Source organism: Nodosilinea nodulosa PCC 7104 (genome assembly GCF_000309385.1).
Lineage (GTDB): Bacteria > Cyanobacteriota > Cyanobacteriia > Phormidesmidales > Phormidesmidaceae > Nodosilinea > Nodosilinea nodulosa.
The window spans coordinates 1820790-1834211 of the sequence record NZ_JH976537.1 but is presented as its reverse complement, the minus strand read 5'-3'; the positions used below and the strand labels follow the sequence as shown (position 1 = coordinate 1834211).

Here is a 13422-nt window from a genome sequence, read left to right as displayed (position 1 = left end):
ATCCCTATTTTGGCGGAATTGCGGCAGATTTTGCCAGGCGCTTGGGCGGCAGGCAGACCTGGGAGGAGATCCGCTCCCGGCAGAAGGGTTTGTCACCTTAGAGCGATGTTGCCGCCCCGGCGCGATCGCTAAGGTAAGGCCAGTTGTAAACCTGGAACGACCTATGAGTACTCAAAATTCTGAACAGCGGCAGCCCATTAGCCAGCCGCTCACCCCCGAGGAAGTGTCTCCCGAGCAGAAGGCCGCCCACAAAAAAGCTATGGAAGAGGGCAGCCCCGCGCTCAATCCGGGCGATCGGGTAGAAGAAGAAAAGTCCCTGGAGGAGAAGTCCAAGCAGGTGGCCGTTGATACCGGAGATATTACGGGCGATCGCATTGTGGTGCCCACCTATTTCGTGGTCGATGACCCGGAAGAAGGCCAAAAGGCTCTGCACCACGTCAAAGACGCCGAAGAAATTTCCGACGTCATCCGTCAGGCGCGCGTTGACGAATCGGGCGAGCGCACCTGGAACTAGGTCTACAACTGTTTGATCTACGAACCATCCAACGATCCATGAACCATTCAACCGACGAACCTGAGCTTTCTAACCTGTCGGCCAAGGCCAGAAACAGTGACCTGAGCACGTTTTTAGGCCGCATAGCGCTGTCGATTGGGGCATTGCCCCTCGGCGGCTACCTGCTCGGGCTGCTGCTGGAGCGGCTGTGGCCAGGGGAGGTTTCCTGGGCCTTAACCTTGCTGCTGCTGAGCCTGGTACTCGGCCTAATCTACCTCTGGCTTTGGATGAAGCGGGATATCTGGGGCGATCGCGGTGAGTAGCCGCTTTCTGGCCGCATTGCAGCACCCAGAAGCCCTAGAAGCCTTTGAAAAATCCCCTTTGCAATGGAGCGAAAATCTTTTGGCCAACCCGTTCCCACTCTGACAAACCCTGCTAATGTGAATGTCTAATTCTCCGCTGCCGCTACTGGGTGAAGACATCGTCGGTGCTAGCACCATTTGAACTACTGTGGGCCTTAATCGGGTTGGTTCTTACCATTGTGGCCACCTGGATGGAGGCTTTTATTCTCAACGCCCCCTGGACCTGGGGGCAGTCTGGCATGGCCATTGTGTCGCTGGGGGTGAGTTTCCAAGTGGGGGCCGTGCTGCTGACTGGCTGCGTCGGCGGCAAAAATGCGGCCGCCCTGTCGCAGATTGCCTATCTGGTGCTGGGGCTAGCGCTATTTCGAGTATTTGAGTTTCCGGTATTTACCCAGGGGGGCGGGCTGAGCTACGTGCGCGAGCCGGGTTTTGGCTATCTGATTGGCTTTGTACCGGCGGGTTGGGTGTGCGGCTACCTGGCCTTTCGAAATCCGCCCAAACTCGAAACCCTTGCCCTCAGCTGTCTGAGCGGGCTGGGCATTATTCACGGACTCGGCATTGTTTACCTGACTCTCGCCTCCCTGCTAGGCTGGTTGCAGACCGTATCGACCTCCTACTGGGGGCTGCTGCTGAGCTACTCTGTGTTACCTCTACCGGGGCAGCTGGTGGTAGTGTGTGCTGTGGCGGTGCTGTCGCTGGTGCTGCGGCAGCTGTTATTTTATTAGGCCCATGAGAGTGCGCAATCGATGGTTTTGGATAGCCGCTGGGGTGGGGCTTGCTCTCGATCAGCTGACTAAGGCCTGGGTAGCTCAAACCTTTGAGCTCACCAACCCCCCCGACTCTTTGCCAATCTGGTCGGGGGTGTTTTATGTCACCTACGTGACCAACAGCGGGGCTGCCTTTAGCCTGTTTAGCAGCAACGGCGAGTGGCTCAAGTGGTTGTCAATGGCCGTTAGCCTGGGGCTGATTGCCCTGGGGCTGACGGCGCGATTGCCCAACCGCTGGGAGCAGGTGGGCTACGGGTTTATTCTCAGCGGAGCGCTGGGCAACGGTATCGATCGCCTGCTGGCCGGAGAAGTCATCGACTTCCTAGATTTTCGGCTGATTCGCTTTCCTATCTTTAATCTGGCCGATGTGTGCATCAACATTGGCATCGCCTGCCTGCTGATTGCGGCGCTCAAAACCCCTCCACCTAAATAGGGAGGGATGCGTAATGCGCAGGTGCGTAGTGCGTAGAGATTACCTATGCACTACGCGCCTACGCATCCACGCACCTACTCCCCGACAGTAACTGCCTTCACCTTCCAAATATCGCGGGCATATTCGGCGATGGTGCGATCGGCGGAGAATTTGCCGATGCGGGCCGTATTGAGAATGGCCATGCGGGTCCAGCGATCGCGGTCTTCATAGGTGCGGCTAACGTGCTCCTGGCACTGCACGTAGGCAGCGTAGTCGGCCATCACCATGTAGGGGTCGTCGACCAGCAGCGAGTCAAGAATCGGCAGGAACAGGTCGGGGTTCTCAGGCGAAAACAGCCCCGAGGCAATCACATCCAGCACCCGCTTTAGCTCGGGATTGGTGTCGTAGTAGTACCAGGGATTGTGGCCCACGGCCTTGCAGGCCGCCACCTGCTCGGTGGTGAGGCCAAACAGGAAGAAGTTGTCGGCCCCGACCTCTTCGCGAATTTCCACGTTGGCGCCGTCGAGGGTACCAATGGTGAGCGCACCGTTGAGGGCAAACTTCATGTTGCCGGTGCCCGAGGCCTCCATCCCGGCGGTGGAAATTTGCTCAGACAGATCAGAGGCCGGAAACAGCCGCTGGGCCTGGGACACATTGTAGTTGGGCAAAAACACCACCTTCAGCCGCCCGGCCACAACGGGGTCATTGTTGACCACATCGGCGACGGCGTTGATCAGCTTCACCACCAGTTTGGCCATGGCGTAGCCGGGGGCCGCCTTGCCGCCAAAGATCACCGTGCGAGGCACGACGTGATCCCCAGGATTTTGCACCATGCGGTTGTACAGAGTCACCACGTGCAGCACGTTCATCAGCTGGCGCTTGTACTCGTGGATGCGCTTGATCTGGACGTCAAACATGGAGTCGGGATTGATCTCAAGGCCGAGGGTTTCGCGGATGTAGTGGGCCAGACTCCACTTGTTTTCCTGCTTGATCGCCTGCCAGGCATGGCGAAACTCGGCATTGTCAACGTGGGCCTCCAAATCCTTGAGGTGGTCCAGGTTGGTAATCCAGCGATCGCCAATTGTCTCAGAAATCAGCTGGGCCAGGCGGGGGTTGCACTGCAACAGCCAGCGGCGGGGGGTAATGCCGTTGGTTTTATTGGTAAACTTATCGGGCCATAGCTCATAGAAGTCTTGCAGCACCTCCTGCTTCAGCAGCTCGGTGTGCAGGGCGGCGACGCCGTTGATGGCGTGGCTCCCCACGCAGGCCAGATTGGCCATCCGCACCCGGCGCTCGGGGCCTTCCTCAATCAGCGACAGGCGCTCCAGGCGATCGGGATCTTTGGGGTAGCGCAGTTTTACCTGGTCTAAGAAGCGCTGATTGATTTCGTAAATTAGCTCCAGGTGGCGGGGCAGCAGCTTGCTGAACAGATCGACCGACCAGCGCTCCAGCGCCTCAGGCATCAGCGTGTGGTTGGTGTAGCCAAAGGTGCGCTGGGTAATTTGCCAGGCGGTTTCCCACTCCATGTGGTGCTCGTCGAGCAGCAGGCGCATCAGCTCAGCCACCCCAATCGCCGGGTGGGTGTCGTTGAGCTGAATGGCCGAGGAGTCGGCCAGCTTGGTCAGATCGCCGTGGTCGCGCAGGTGGAGGCGAATAATGTCTTGCAGGGAACAGGCCACAAAAAAGTACTGCTGCTGAAGACGTAGCTCTTTGCCCTGACGGGTTTCATCGTTGGGGTAAAGCACCTTGGTAATGTTTTCCGAGATCATTTTGCTGGCCACCGCCCCAAAGTAATCTCCGGCGTTAAAGGCTCCCAGGTCAAAGGCCTCCCCCGCCTCAGCCTTCCACAACCGCAGAATATTGACATTCTCGGTGCCATAGCCGGGCACCATCACATCGTGGGGGATACCAATCACCGTCTGGCCCGGAATCCACCGCACCTGGTAGTCGTCGTCGCCGTCTTTGTAGACTTCGGTGTGGCCGCCAAATTTAATTTCGACCCGGTAGTCGGGGCGGGCAATTTCCCAGGGATTGCCGTAGCTGAGCCATTTGTCGGGGGCCTCTACCTGGTGCCCCTGGCGAATCAGCTGGGTAAAAATACCAAACTCGTAGCGAATGCCGTAGCCCACCGCTGGCAGATTGAGGGTAGTGAGCGAGTCCATGAAGCAGGCGGCCAGGCGACCCAACCCGCCGTTGCCCAGGCCCGGCTCGGCCTCGCGCTCCAGCAGTTCGTCGAGGTCGAGGCCGCAGTCGGCCAGGGCGTGGCGCATGGTGTCGTAGAGGCCCAGGTTGATCAGCCCGTTGCCCAGCTGTCGCCCCATCAAAAACTCCGCCGACAGGTAGTAGACGGTTTTGGCGCGCTTGTCGGCGTAGGTTTTGGCGGTGCGAATGCGCTTTTGCAGCAGCTGGTTGCGCACGCTGTGGGCCAGCGCCGTGTAGTAGTCGTGGGCGGTGGCAAATTGCTCGTCCTTGCCCTGCACCCAGCGCAGGTTATTGACCAGTGCCTGCTGGATTTGACTCACCTGCGTCTCAGAATCGAGGACGGCATCTCCCGTTTGGGCTAGGGATAGGGGTACCGCCGTGGCCGAACTGGACTCGGGCAGATGAACAGATTGCTTAGCCATAAGAACCCTTAATACTCTAATGGTCACACAAGAATTCGCTGGCAGCCCGTAGGCTCGAAGCAGAGGCCGCAAGCGCCCGGCTAGGGGCAAACTTGGGTCATTTACTTTGACAATGCGATCTCAATTACTCAAGACCTTTACACCAACAAACCCCAACACGGATTGTTTATCGACCAAAGCTGTGTCAGACAAGATTGTGTCAGAACAAGACTGTATCAAGAACGCTGAGCGCAGCGCTTGGTGCGATGGACCCATTTTAACTGGCCGCGAATAAAACACTGTTACCAAAACAACACGAGGAAGTACCGCACCGTAGAAACCGCCTCAAATCGACCTCCGAAAACCCTTAAAAGATTGCTAAGGATAGCCCAGAAAAAGTTCCACCATTGCCTAAATCGTTGCTGCACAGAGCCTTGGCAAGGCTTAAAAAAATGTTAAGAGAAGTATTATGATCGAGTGATTTAGAACTGTTAAGTTGCGTGAATTAGTGCGTCAGAGAATAGGTTTTGTTGAGGCAAATTCTCGAAACCACTGAAAGTAATGCGTTTGAGATGTAACGAAAACTTTGTGAAGAATTCTCAATATGGTTAAGAAGAGCTTTACATAAACCGGCCGTCGTTGCTCAATCTGGGCGCTTTGCCCCTGGGCTTCACATTCTGTCTATCTTAAACAATTTATTGTCAAGTTGATTCTAAGGTTTAAGAAACTCTGGCGGCTTGGAACGACGGCCTTAAATAACATCTGCGGATTAATTTAAGATAATGGCTGTTTAAAAATTACGGCAAAAAGCCCTTTTTTATAGGCCGGAAGTATGCACTGGTAACCAAGCTTTTAACTGGCTGTCGGTAGCAGCCTAGCGTCGGTGGGAACTCTGGCCTACTTGGTACCAAACAGGCGATCGCCCGCATCCCCCAGACCCGGCAAAATATAGCCGCGCTCATCCAACTTTTCATCTACGGCGGCGGCGTAGAGGGGCACATCGGGGTGCTCGCTGTGAAAGTAGGCGATGCCTTCGGGGGCGGCCAGCAGGCAGAGAAACCGCAGCGATCGCGGCTGGGCCTGCTTGAGGGGGTACAGCGCCGCCACCGCCGTATTGCCCGTGGCGATCATGGGGTCAACGACCAGGACGTCGCGATCGCTCAAATCTTCTGGCACCTTAAAGAAGTACTCAATTACCCGCAACGTCTGGGGATCGCGGTAAAGGCCAATGTGCCCCACCCGCGCCGAGGGTATTAGCTCCAGAATGCCGTCAAGAATGCCCTGCCCCGCCCGCATAATCGAGACCACCACCAGCTTTTTCTCCGGCGCCAGAATTGGGGCCTCCATGGTGGCCATCGGGGTTTGAATAGTCTCTAGCTTCAGCGGCAGATCCCGCGTCACCTCGTAGGCCATCAGCAGGCTAATTTCCCGCAGCAGGGTGCGAAATTTGGCCGTGCTGGTTTCGGCCCGCCGCATCAGGGTGAGCTTGTGCTGAATCAGGGGATGGTCGATGAGGTGGAGATCAGGCATGGGGAGGGTGGAGGAGTGGGAGGGTAGAGGAGTGGATGGGTGGATGGGATGGGGGAGGTGGGGGAGAATTCAAAAGGCAACGTTCAAAATTTTGAATTCTCCATTTTGAATTTTGAACTTTAAAACACCGTGCCATCGCTGGCTAGCTGAATCGGTGGGCCACCGCCGGGGCGCTTCTCCGCCGCAATTTGACGCCCCGCTGTCCAGGTGCCGCCCTGGAGAATCTTGACCAGCGGCAGAGATGCGGTGTCTAGGTTGAGGGTTTGGCGCAGGTGAGTCGCCAGATCATCTAATAGGCACAGGGTGAGGGCGCGCCATTCGACGATTAGAGGGGAGCCGGGGGGGTGGGCAATGTCAGCAACAGCTGGATCTTTCAGGCTGAGGACGCCAAGATCGAGGAATAAGCCGCCGTTGCGGTATTCGGCCAGGCCGGTGAGCTGATCTAAATCGATAATGGTCAGGCCCAGGTCTTGCAGCGGTTCAAGCAGCGAGTAGGTAAGCCACTGGGAGAGCTTGTGGAAGGGGATCAGATTGCTACCGGGGTCAGCATCAGGTAGTTGAGGGTGGGGCCATACGTCGCCCAGGTTCACGCCTACCAGCTCTACCCGTCCGGGCCAGATTGGCCCCAGGCCTCGGAGGATTGTTTGCAAAATGGTGGTGGCTGAGAGGCGGTTATCTGTCGCCTGAGAGAGCCAGTAATCGACCAGGTGCCCTGGGCGGGGACATTCTGTGCCGAAGCATTTTGGCTGCTGGTGCAGGGTGTGGCCGAGCTTTTGCAGCAGCGCCACCCGCCCTTCGAGTCCTAGCAGCGGGTTGTCGCTTTGGACCTGGAAGGCGTGGGCGAGGCGTTTGGCGGTGAGCTGCGTAAGTCCGTGAGCGTCTGCTTGCCAGGGACGCTCGGACTGGCTGGAGAAGAGACCGGATGCAAAGCTGTGGAAGCTGGCGATCGCCAGCCCCTCCGATCGCTGAAACTCCAGCCCTGTATGAGGTTCCACGTACCGCCACTGGCTGCCGGCCCCCGCATCTAAAAGCACGCTGGCGATCGCCAAATCCACCTTGAGCCTGGCCTGCTCCAGCGGCTCCAGTGATAATAACTCTGGCTCCAGGAGATCGAGGCGCGATCGCCCCTCCACCTCAAAATGCCGCCAGCGGGAGTGAAAGGGCACGTTGCCGTCGGGGTACTGCTGCCCCATCACGTCGAGGACGTAGGCGGCCGTCGCAGGCATAGCTTCGGGATGGTAGCGAAAGTGCTGGAGCTGATCGGCCTCGGCCAGGGTAAAGAGGACACGGCTGCGATCGCGAACCGCCTGCGGACTTTGCAGGTAAGCCACCTCCGCCGTAGGGCGGGCACTGCCCACCACTCCATCTCTGCCTAAAGACACCATCCCTACTCCAACCCCCGCCCCTTAATCTGAGCCAAATCTTCCTCTGTCGGCGCGACCTTATCGCTGTAGTAGCCCGCCGCCTTCTTCGCCTCGATCTCCACCCTCGCATCGGGCGGCACCAACTCGTCGGGGATCGGCACCCGCTCCACAATCTCAATCCCCGATCGCACAATGGCGTTGTACTTCATGTCGCTCATCGACACAAAGCGATCAATGCGGGTAACACCCAGCCAGTGCAGCACGTCGGGCATCAGCTCCTGAAAGCGCACGTCCTGCACCCCGGCAACGCATTCGGTGCGGGCAAAGTAGGCATCGGCGCGATCGCCCCCCTCCTGCCGCTTGCGGGCGTTGTACACCAAAAACTTAGTCACCTCACCCAGGGCCCGTCCCTCCTTACGAAAGTAGACGATAATGCCCGCGCCACCCTGCTGAGCTGTAGCGATACATTCCTCTAAGCCATGTACGAGATACGGGCGACAGGTGCAAATGTCGGATCCAAATACATCAGAGCCGTTGCACTCGTCGTGGACGCGTACCGCCAGGGGCCGGGCCGGATCGGTGATCGCGTCTGGGTCGCCCACAATATACACCGTGATACCGCCAATCGGGGGCAAAAACACCTTCACATCAAACCGCGTTACCAGTTCCGGAAACATGCCGCCAGTCTGCTCAAACAGGGCGTAGCGCAGGTCCTCTTCGCTTACCCCCAGGCGCTGGGCCACCCCCGGCAAGTACCACACCGGCTCTACGGCGGCCTTGGTCACCACCAGGTCGCCGCCCGGCTTCACGATCGCACCGTCTTCTTTGATCTGCCCCTGTCGCACGGCCTCCAACAGCTCTGGCATTTGAATATGGGCGCGGGTGACGGCGATCGTAGGGCGAATATCGATGCCTTTAGCCAGCAGAGACTCGTACACATCCCCTACCAGTGCCCCAAACGGATCCAGAGAAACAATTTTCTCTGGGTCAGCCCAGCTGGGGTGAGGCCCGATCGCGATCGCGGGGGAGGTATTGGTAAAGTCGGGCCGGTGGTCGGCCTGGAGCACACCGCTGGCTACCGCCAGGGCACGATACACCGCGTAAGAGCCCGAGTGGGTGCCAATGGCGTTGCGGTGGTTGGGGTCGGTAACCGTGGCCACGATCGCCCCGCGCTGGAGAGGATCGCCATTACCCCACCGAATCGGGGCCCCTTTCAGGCCCGACCGACTGGGGTGAGACGTCAGCACAATGTGGCGACGCTTGGGAGTGCCTGCACTGTCCAGGGGTTTGTCCGAGGGAGCCCCCAAGGGAGCCACATTTCCCGCTGCCGAACCGTTACCCTCGCTCATAGGTGCCTCGTGTAACAGGAACTACTAATCTGCCACACTTTTCGTTCCGCAAACCGCTCACAAGTGACAGACAGCGGCGCTCTCCATCCATTGGCCGTTCGAGTTATTTGATCTCAAGCTGGGCTGCCTCGGCCTGTTGGGGTATCTAGGACTTGGGCAATGGGGCATCTATTGCTGCCGCTGCCGGAGGGGCCGGATCTGGAGCTGCTATCACCGGAGCTAGCTCCGGCGGGGAAAGCTGATCCTTAAAATCAAGCCCCAGCATGTCGCTGTAGAGCTTGACGTAATCGACCGCCGATTTGTCCCAGCTAAAGTCTTGGGCCATGGCCCGCTGCTGCAGAGCCCGCCAGGCATCTTTAAAGCGGTAGCCCTCCCAGGCGCGAATCAGGCAGGTAAACAGATCTAGCGGCTCGTAGCGGTCAAAGGTGTAGCCGGTGCCCGCCTGGTGCTCGGGGTCGTGGTGCTGCACCGTATCCACCAGGCCGCCCGTGCGCCGCACCACTGGAATGCAGCCGTAGCGCATGGCGATCATCTGGCTGATGCCGCAGGGCTCAAACCGCGACGGCATCAAAAAGGCATCGGCTCCGGCGTAGATGCGGCGGCCCAGCCCCTCGCTGTAGAGCAGGTAGGTGGCCATGCGGCCCCGGTAGCGGCTGGCCATCTGCCACAGCTGGGTTTCGTAGTAGCGATCGCCCGTGCCCAGCAAAATAAACTGCGCGTCGGTGTATGACAAAAAGCGATCCAAAATTTGCAGAATTAGATCTAGCCCCTTCTGCTCCACCAGACGGCCCACCAGGCCCACCAAAAAAGCCTTGGAGTTCACCTCTAGCCCCAGCTCTTCCTGAATCGCCACCTTGTTGGTGCGGCGATTTTGCAGGCTGTCGGGGGTAAAGGTTTTGCCAATGTAGCGATCGGTGGCGGGGTCGTAGGACTCCACATCAATACCGTTGAGAATGCCGCTGAGCTTACCGCTAATAAACGACAGCAGCCCCTCCAGCTCTTCGCCGTAGTCGGGGGTTTGAATCTGCTGGGCATAGGTGGGCGACACGGTGTTGACGCGATCGGCAGACTGCACCGCCGCCGCCATGGTGTTGTGCCCCTGCATGTACCACGGGCACCAGGTAATGCGCTCTAGCTCCCAGCGCCACGGCCCCTGGTAGGCCAGGTTGTGGATCGTAAATACGGTGCCAATGTCGGGCGACTGCTGCATCCACACCGGAATCATGCCCGTGTGCCAGTCGTGGCAGTGAATGATTTGGGGCTTCCAGTAGTTCCAGGCAAACTCTGCTGCGCCGTTGGCGAAGAAGGTAAATCGCCAGGCCTCGTCATCGCCGCCGTAGACCTTGCGGGGGTCAAAGGCGGGGTGGCCAAACAGGTACACCGGCACGTCAGACTCGGGCAGGGTGGTTTCATAGACCGCAAAGTCGTTAAACATGGCGGTGCCCTTCCACACCGGCTCTTCCGGGATGTCTACCTTGTCGGGCATAAAGCCGTAGTAGGGCATAAAGATGCGCACGTCGTGCCCCATCTTGCGCAGCACCTTGGGCAGTGAACCCACCACATCGCCCATGCCGCCAACCTTGGCCAGGGGCGCTGCCTCCGCTGCCACAAATAGAATTTCCATATCGCCCGCCTGCTGTTGGATCAATCGGCTGTCCTCAGTCTACGGGGGTGTGGGCGTTCTGCCTAGATCCTTGAGCCATTGCGATACCCCATAGTGAAGTAGTCGCTCAGCCCTCCCCATGACTGCCCTTACGCTCGATCGCAGCCCGGTTGTTTGCCTCGCCCACAGGCAGTTTGAGCAGTAGTTTGAGCCATTGACTCTGGACTAACCGCGACCTGCGCCTAGAGCTGACCGCTGCTGGAGAACTGGTGCTGATGCCCCTACCGGGGGAAACACAGGCCGCCGTCACAGCGACCTGACCACGGATACTACCCTTCGGAATCGCCGCAGCAAGCTGGGGGTTGTGTTTGACTCATCGGCGGTCTTTTGCATACCGAACGGGGCAGAGCAGCCTGACGTAACACAACTTTGTAATTGAACTGCGCTCGAAGCGCGATCGCCGCCAGCCGCTCTACACCAGGCTGGCGGAGTGCCAGGCTAACGGCTGTTTTTCCAGGCCCAGTCAGTAGCTAGATTTGGGCAGCACCCTAGCCCAGATACTTACCCAGGGTTTCGCTGTACTCGTCATACTTTTTGGCGCCCACTAGGGTTTCGGCCACCTCACCCTGCTGGAAAAACATGACGGCAGGAATGCTGCGAATGCCGTATCGCTTGGCCACAGACTGGTTTGCGTCAAGGTCGAGCTTCAGAACTTTGACGCGATCGCCGTACTCGTCAGCCAGCTGATCCATCAAAGGCGCAACCAGCTTGCAGGGGCCGCACCAGGCCGCCGTACAGTCGACCACAAAGAGGGGTTCTGCGCCCAGTAGCGCATCAAACTCGGTTTCATTTTCAATATAGGCGGCGGGCATAAATTTAGATCTCAGCTAAATGTCCATTCTCCCACGGCAGCGCCCCAAGACCCTGGCCCCAACCAAAACATAAATCTTTACGAAGAAATCCCGCCATGGCCGTGGCTGTATAGATAGCCTTTGGCCAGTTTTTTGAGATATTTCACATTCCAGTGCGCCATCCTCTTTTCAAACATGCTACGGTGTCCCAAGAGATATAGAGATTGGTTAGCAGTATTTGTTTTTAGTACTAACGCGTTTTTCCGTTTTTCCATTGACAGACTTCTCTCCAAAATTTTGCTCTACAAGTCCTTTAATTTTTGGAGACCAACCATGTCAATCTACGTAGGCAACCTGTCCTATGACGCTACCAGCGAAGACCTAACGGCTGTATTTGCCGAGTACGGGTCTGTCAAGCGGGTCCAGCTACCCACCGATCGCGAAACCGGTCGTATGCGCGGTTTCGCATTTGTAGAGATGGCGGCCGATGCTGAAGAAGCTGCCGCCATTGAAGCCCTAGACGGTGCTGAGTGGATGGGTCGCGACCTCAAAGTCAACAAAGCCAAGCCCCGCGAAGATCGCGGCGGCGGCGGCGGCAACTTCGGTGGCGGCGGTCGTCGCGGCGGCGGCGACAGCTTCTCCCGCGGCGGCTACTAAGCTCCCGCTCCGCTGGGCCTCTGAGGCTCAGCCCTAGCTAGATGTGAAAGGGGGTTCAGACCAGCTGGTCTGAACCCCCTTTTTTTACGCGCTGCTTCTGATTGCTTTAGCTCGGGGCAAGGGCGACGGGCTAGGAGAGCGCCAGCACTCCTTCGCTATCGACGGGGTGCGCCTTGGTGGGCAGCTGCAGCATGTCCGTCAGCAGGGCCGTGGGCGGCAGACTGTGGGGCCAGGCAAAGGCGTGGCGAAAGGCCGCTTCCTGGCAAGCCTGCAATTGCTCAAAGCCAATCACGTCGTGGGTGAGCAGGTTTTCGTACTCGAAGGGCAGGCGCACGTTGTGCAGTCCGGCGTTGTCGGTGCAGATGGCGATATCGACCCCGGCCTCAAAGCAGCGATCGAAGACCACCTTGAGCTGATGGATTTCGTCGAGGGTGCCGGTTTTGAGATAGGTGGTGGGACAGACCTCCAGGCACTGGCCGCGCGCCGCCACCTCGGGCAACAGCTCGGGGTGCCGCAGGGGAATTTGAATGCCGTGGCCGATCCGCATCAGGTAGGGGAGCAGCTTGGGGTGGTCGCCATCGACGGTTTCGTAGAGGTGTCCGGTGGTCTTGAGGCCCAGGTTCTGGGCTCGCTGGTAAAGCTGGGTAAACTCGTCGATGCGATCGCCGTACTTGGCATCACCGCCCGCCACATCCACCGCGCAAACGTATTCGGGATATTGACCCGCCAGCTCCACAATCGCCTGGTTCACCGCGTAGGGCAGCCGCGAGTGCATGCAGAGAATCTGCTTGGTGACGATGGGATACTCTGGCTGCTGGCTGGCCCGCCCTACAATCTCAACAATTTCGGCCATGGCCTCAATGCGCTGCTCCTGGGGCAGGTGCTCGGGGGTGCGCAAGTAGGGGGTGTAGCGCAGCTCCAGGTAGGCCAAATTTTCAAAAATATAGGCGCCGCGAATCAGACGATAGATGAAGTAGGGCAGCGCCTCGTGGGTTTGTACGCCCTCGACCAGGGTGTGCAGCTCCAGGTACTCCACCAGGGTGTTGCGGGGGCGAGTATAAAACTGCTCAAAGGCCGGGTAATCGGCAAACTGGCTGGAGAGATCGGGGCGGTTGCGTTCAAAGTAGCGCCACAGCACTCTGGGGACCACCGAACCGCCTAGGTGGCGGTGTAGCTCAGCATATAGACTCACAGTAACCTCCGCCGTGGTTAGGGTTTATGGGTGTGCTTGGGCCGGCAATGGCCGTTTAGGGCCAACTGGGCCGATTTGAATGGAGTGAGCGATCGCAAATCTGTAGAGAATCTAAAGAAATGTAAACTAAGTATTCATCTGTTCTATCGCATATTTCACTAATTGGGTATAAGGTTAAATACATTTAATTTGCTACGGGTTTGGGCTTCATGGAGAATTAACCCCGGCTCGAACCTCGA

At 58.2% G+C, this 13422-nt stretch carries 12 protein-coding genes; 5 read left to right on the top strand and 7 right to left on the bottom strand.

All coding sequences use genetic code 11. The features are described from left to right. The first annotated feature begins 163 nt into the window (after positions 1 to 163). The 4 genes from LEPTO7104_RS0108250 (at position 164) to lspA (ending at position 2055) form a co-directional block, all read left to right on the top strand. Positions 164 to 514 (top strand): hypothetical protein, encoded by a 351-nt coding sequence (locus LEPTO7104_RS0108250; protein WP_017298087.1) that lies wholly within the window; start codon positions 164 to 166, stop codon positions 512 to 514. A gap of 38 nt (positions 515 to 552) precedes the next feature. Continuing rightward, positions 553 to 816 carry a hypothetical protein gene (locus LEPTO7104_RS33195; RefSeq protein WP_017298086.1) on the top strand — a complete coding sequence of 88 codons (264 nt, stop codon included), beginning with the start codon at positions 553 to 555 and terminating at the stop codon, positions 814 to 816. 203 nt (positions 817 to 1019) lie between these two features. Further along, positions 1020 to 1580: a biotin transporter BioY gene (locus LEPTO7104_RS0108240; protein WP_017298085.1), complete on the top strand. Its 561-nt coding sequence runs from the start codon at positions 1020 to 1022 to the stop codon at positions 1578 to 1580. A 4-nt stretch (positions 1581 to 1584) separates the two neighbouring features. After that, entirely contained in the window at positions 1585 to 2055 is a 471-nt protein-coding gene (gene lspA / locus LEPTO7104_RS0108235) for a signal peptidase II (protein ID WP_017298084.1), read from the top strand. 74 nt (positions 2056 to 2129) lie between these two features. On the opposite strand, the gene LEPTO7104_RS0108230 is transcribed toward lspA, so the two are convergent. The 6 genes from LEPTO7104_RS0108230 to LEPTO7104_RS0108205 form a co-directional block, all read right to left on the bottom strand. Continuing rightward, entirely contained in the window at positions 2130 to 4658 is a 2529-nt protein-coding gene (locus LEPTO7104_RS0108230; RefSeq protein WP_017298083.1) for a glycogen/starch/alpha-glucan phosphorylase, read from the bottom strand. Positions 4659 to 5534: 876 nt separating this feature from the next. Then, positions 5535 to 6167 carry a uracil phosphoribosyltransferase gene (gene upp / locus LEPTO7104_RS0108225; protein ID WP_017298082.1) on the bottom strand — a complete coding sequence of 211 codons (633 nt, stop codon included), beginning with the start codon at positions 6165 to 6167 and terminating at the stop codon, positions 5535 to 5537. 119 nt (positions 6168 to 6286) lie between these two features. Beyond that, complete coding sequence (locus LEPTO7104_RS0108220) at positions 6287 to 7552, bottom strand: URC4/urg3 family protein (RefSeq protein WP_017298081.1); 1266 nt, start codon at positions 7550 to 7552, stop codon at positions 6287 to 6289. Positions 7553 to 7554: 2 nt separating this feature from the next. After that, positions 7555 to 8880 (bottom strand): GTP cyclohydrolase II, encoded by a 1326-nt coding sequence (locus LEPTO7104_RS0108215; RefSeq protein ID WP_017298080.1) that lies wholly within the window; start codon positions 8878 to 8880, stop codon positions 7555 to 7557. Positions 8881 to 9025: 145 nt separating this feature from the next. Then, the gene (gene glgA / locus LEPTO7104_RS0108210) at positions 9026 to 10504 is read right to left on the bottom strand and encodes a glycogen synthase GlgA (protein ID WP_017298079.1); all 1479 of its coding nucleotides are present in this window, start codon (positions 10502 to 10504) and stop codon (positions 9026 to 9028) included. 527 nt (positions 10505 to 11031) lie between these two features. Continuing rightward, the gene (locus LEPTO7104_RS0108205; RefSeq protein ID WP_017298078.1) at positions 11032 to 11355 is read right to left on the bottom strand and encodes a thioredoxin family protein; all 324 of its coding nucleotides are present in this window, start codon (positions 11353 to 11355) and stop codon (positions 11032 to 11034) included. 312 nt (positions 11356 to 11667) lie between these two features. Here LEPTO7104_RS0108205 and LEPTO7104_RS0108200 point away from each other — a divergent pair, with 312 nt between their 5' ends. Next, positions 11668 to 11991 carry an RNA recognition motif domain-containing protein gene (locus LEPTO7104_RS0108200; protein WP_017298077.1) on the top strand — a complete coding sequence of 108 codons (324 nt, stop codon included), beginning with the start codon at positions 11668 to 11670 and terminating at the stop codon, positions 11989 to 11991. A 130-nt stretch (positions 11992 to 12121) separates the two neighbouring features. On the opposite strand, the gene LEPTO7104_RS33190 is transcribed toward LEPTO7104_RS0108200, so the two are convergent. Then, positions 12122 to 13183: an adenosine deaminase gene (locus LEPTO7104_RS33190; protein WP_051158484.1), complete on the bottom strand. Its 1062-nt coding sequence runs from the start codon at positions 13181 to 13183 to the stop codon at positions 12122 to 12124. Between the last annotated feature and the right edge of the window lie 239 nt (positions 13184 to 13422).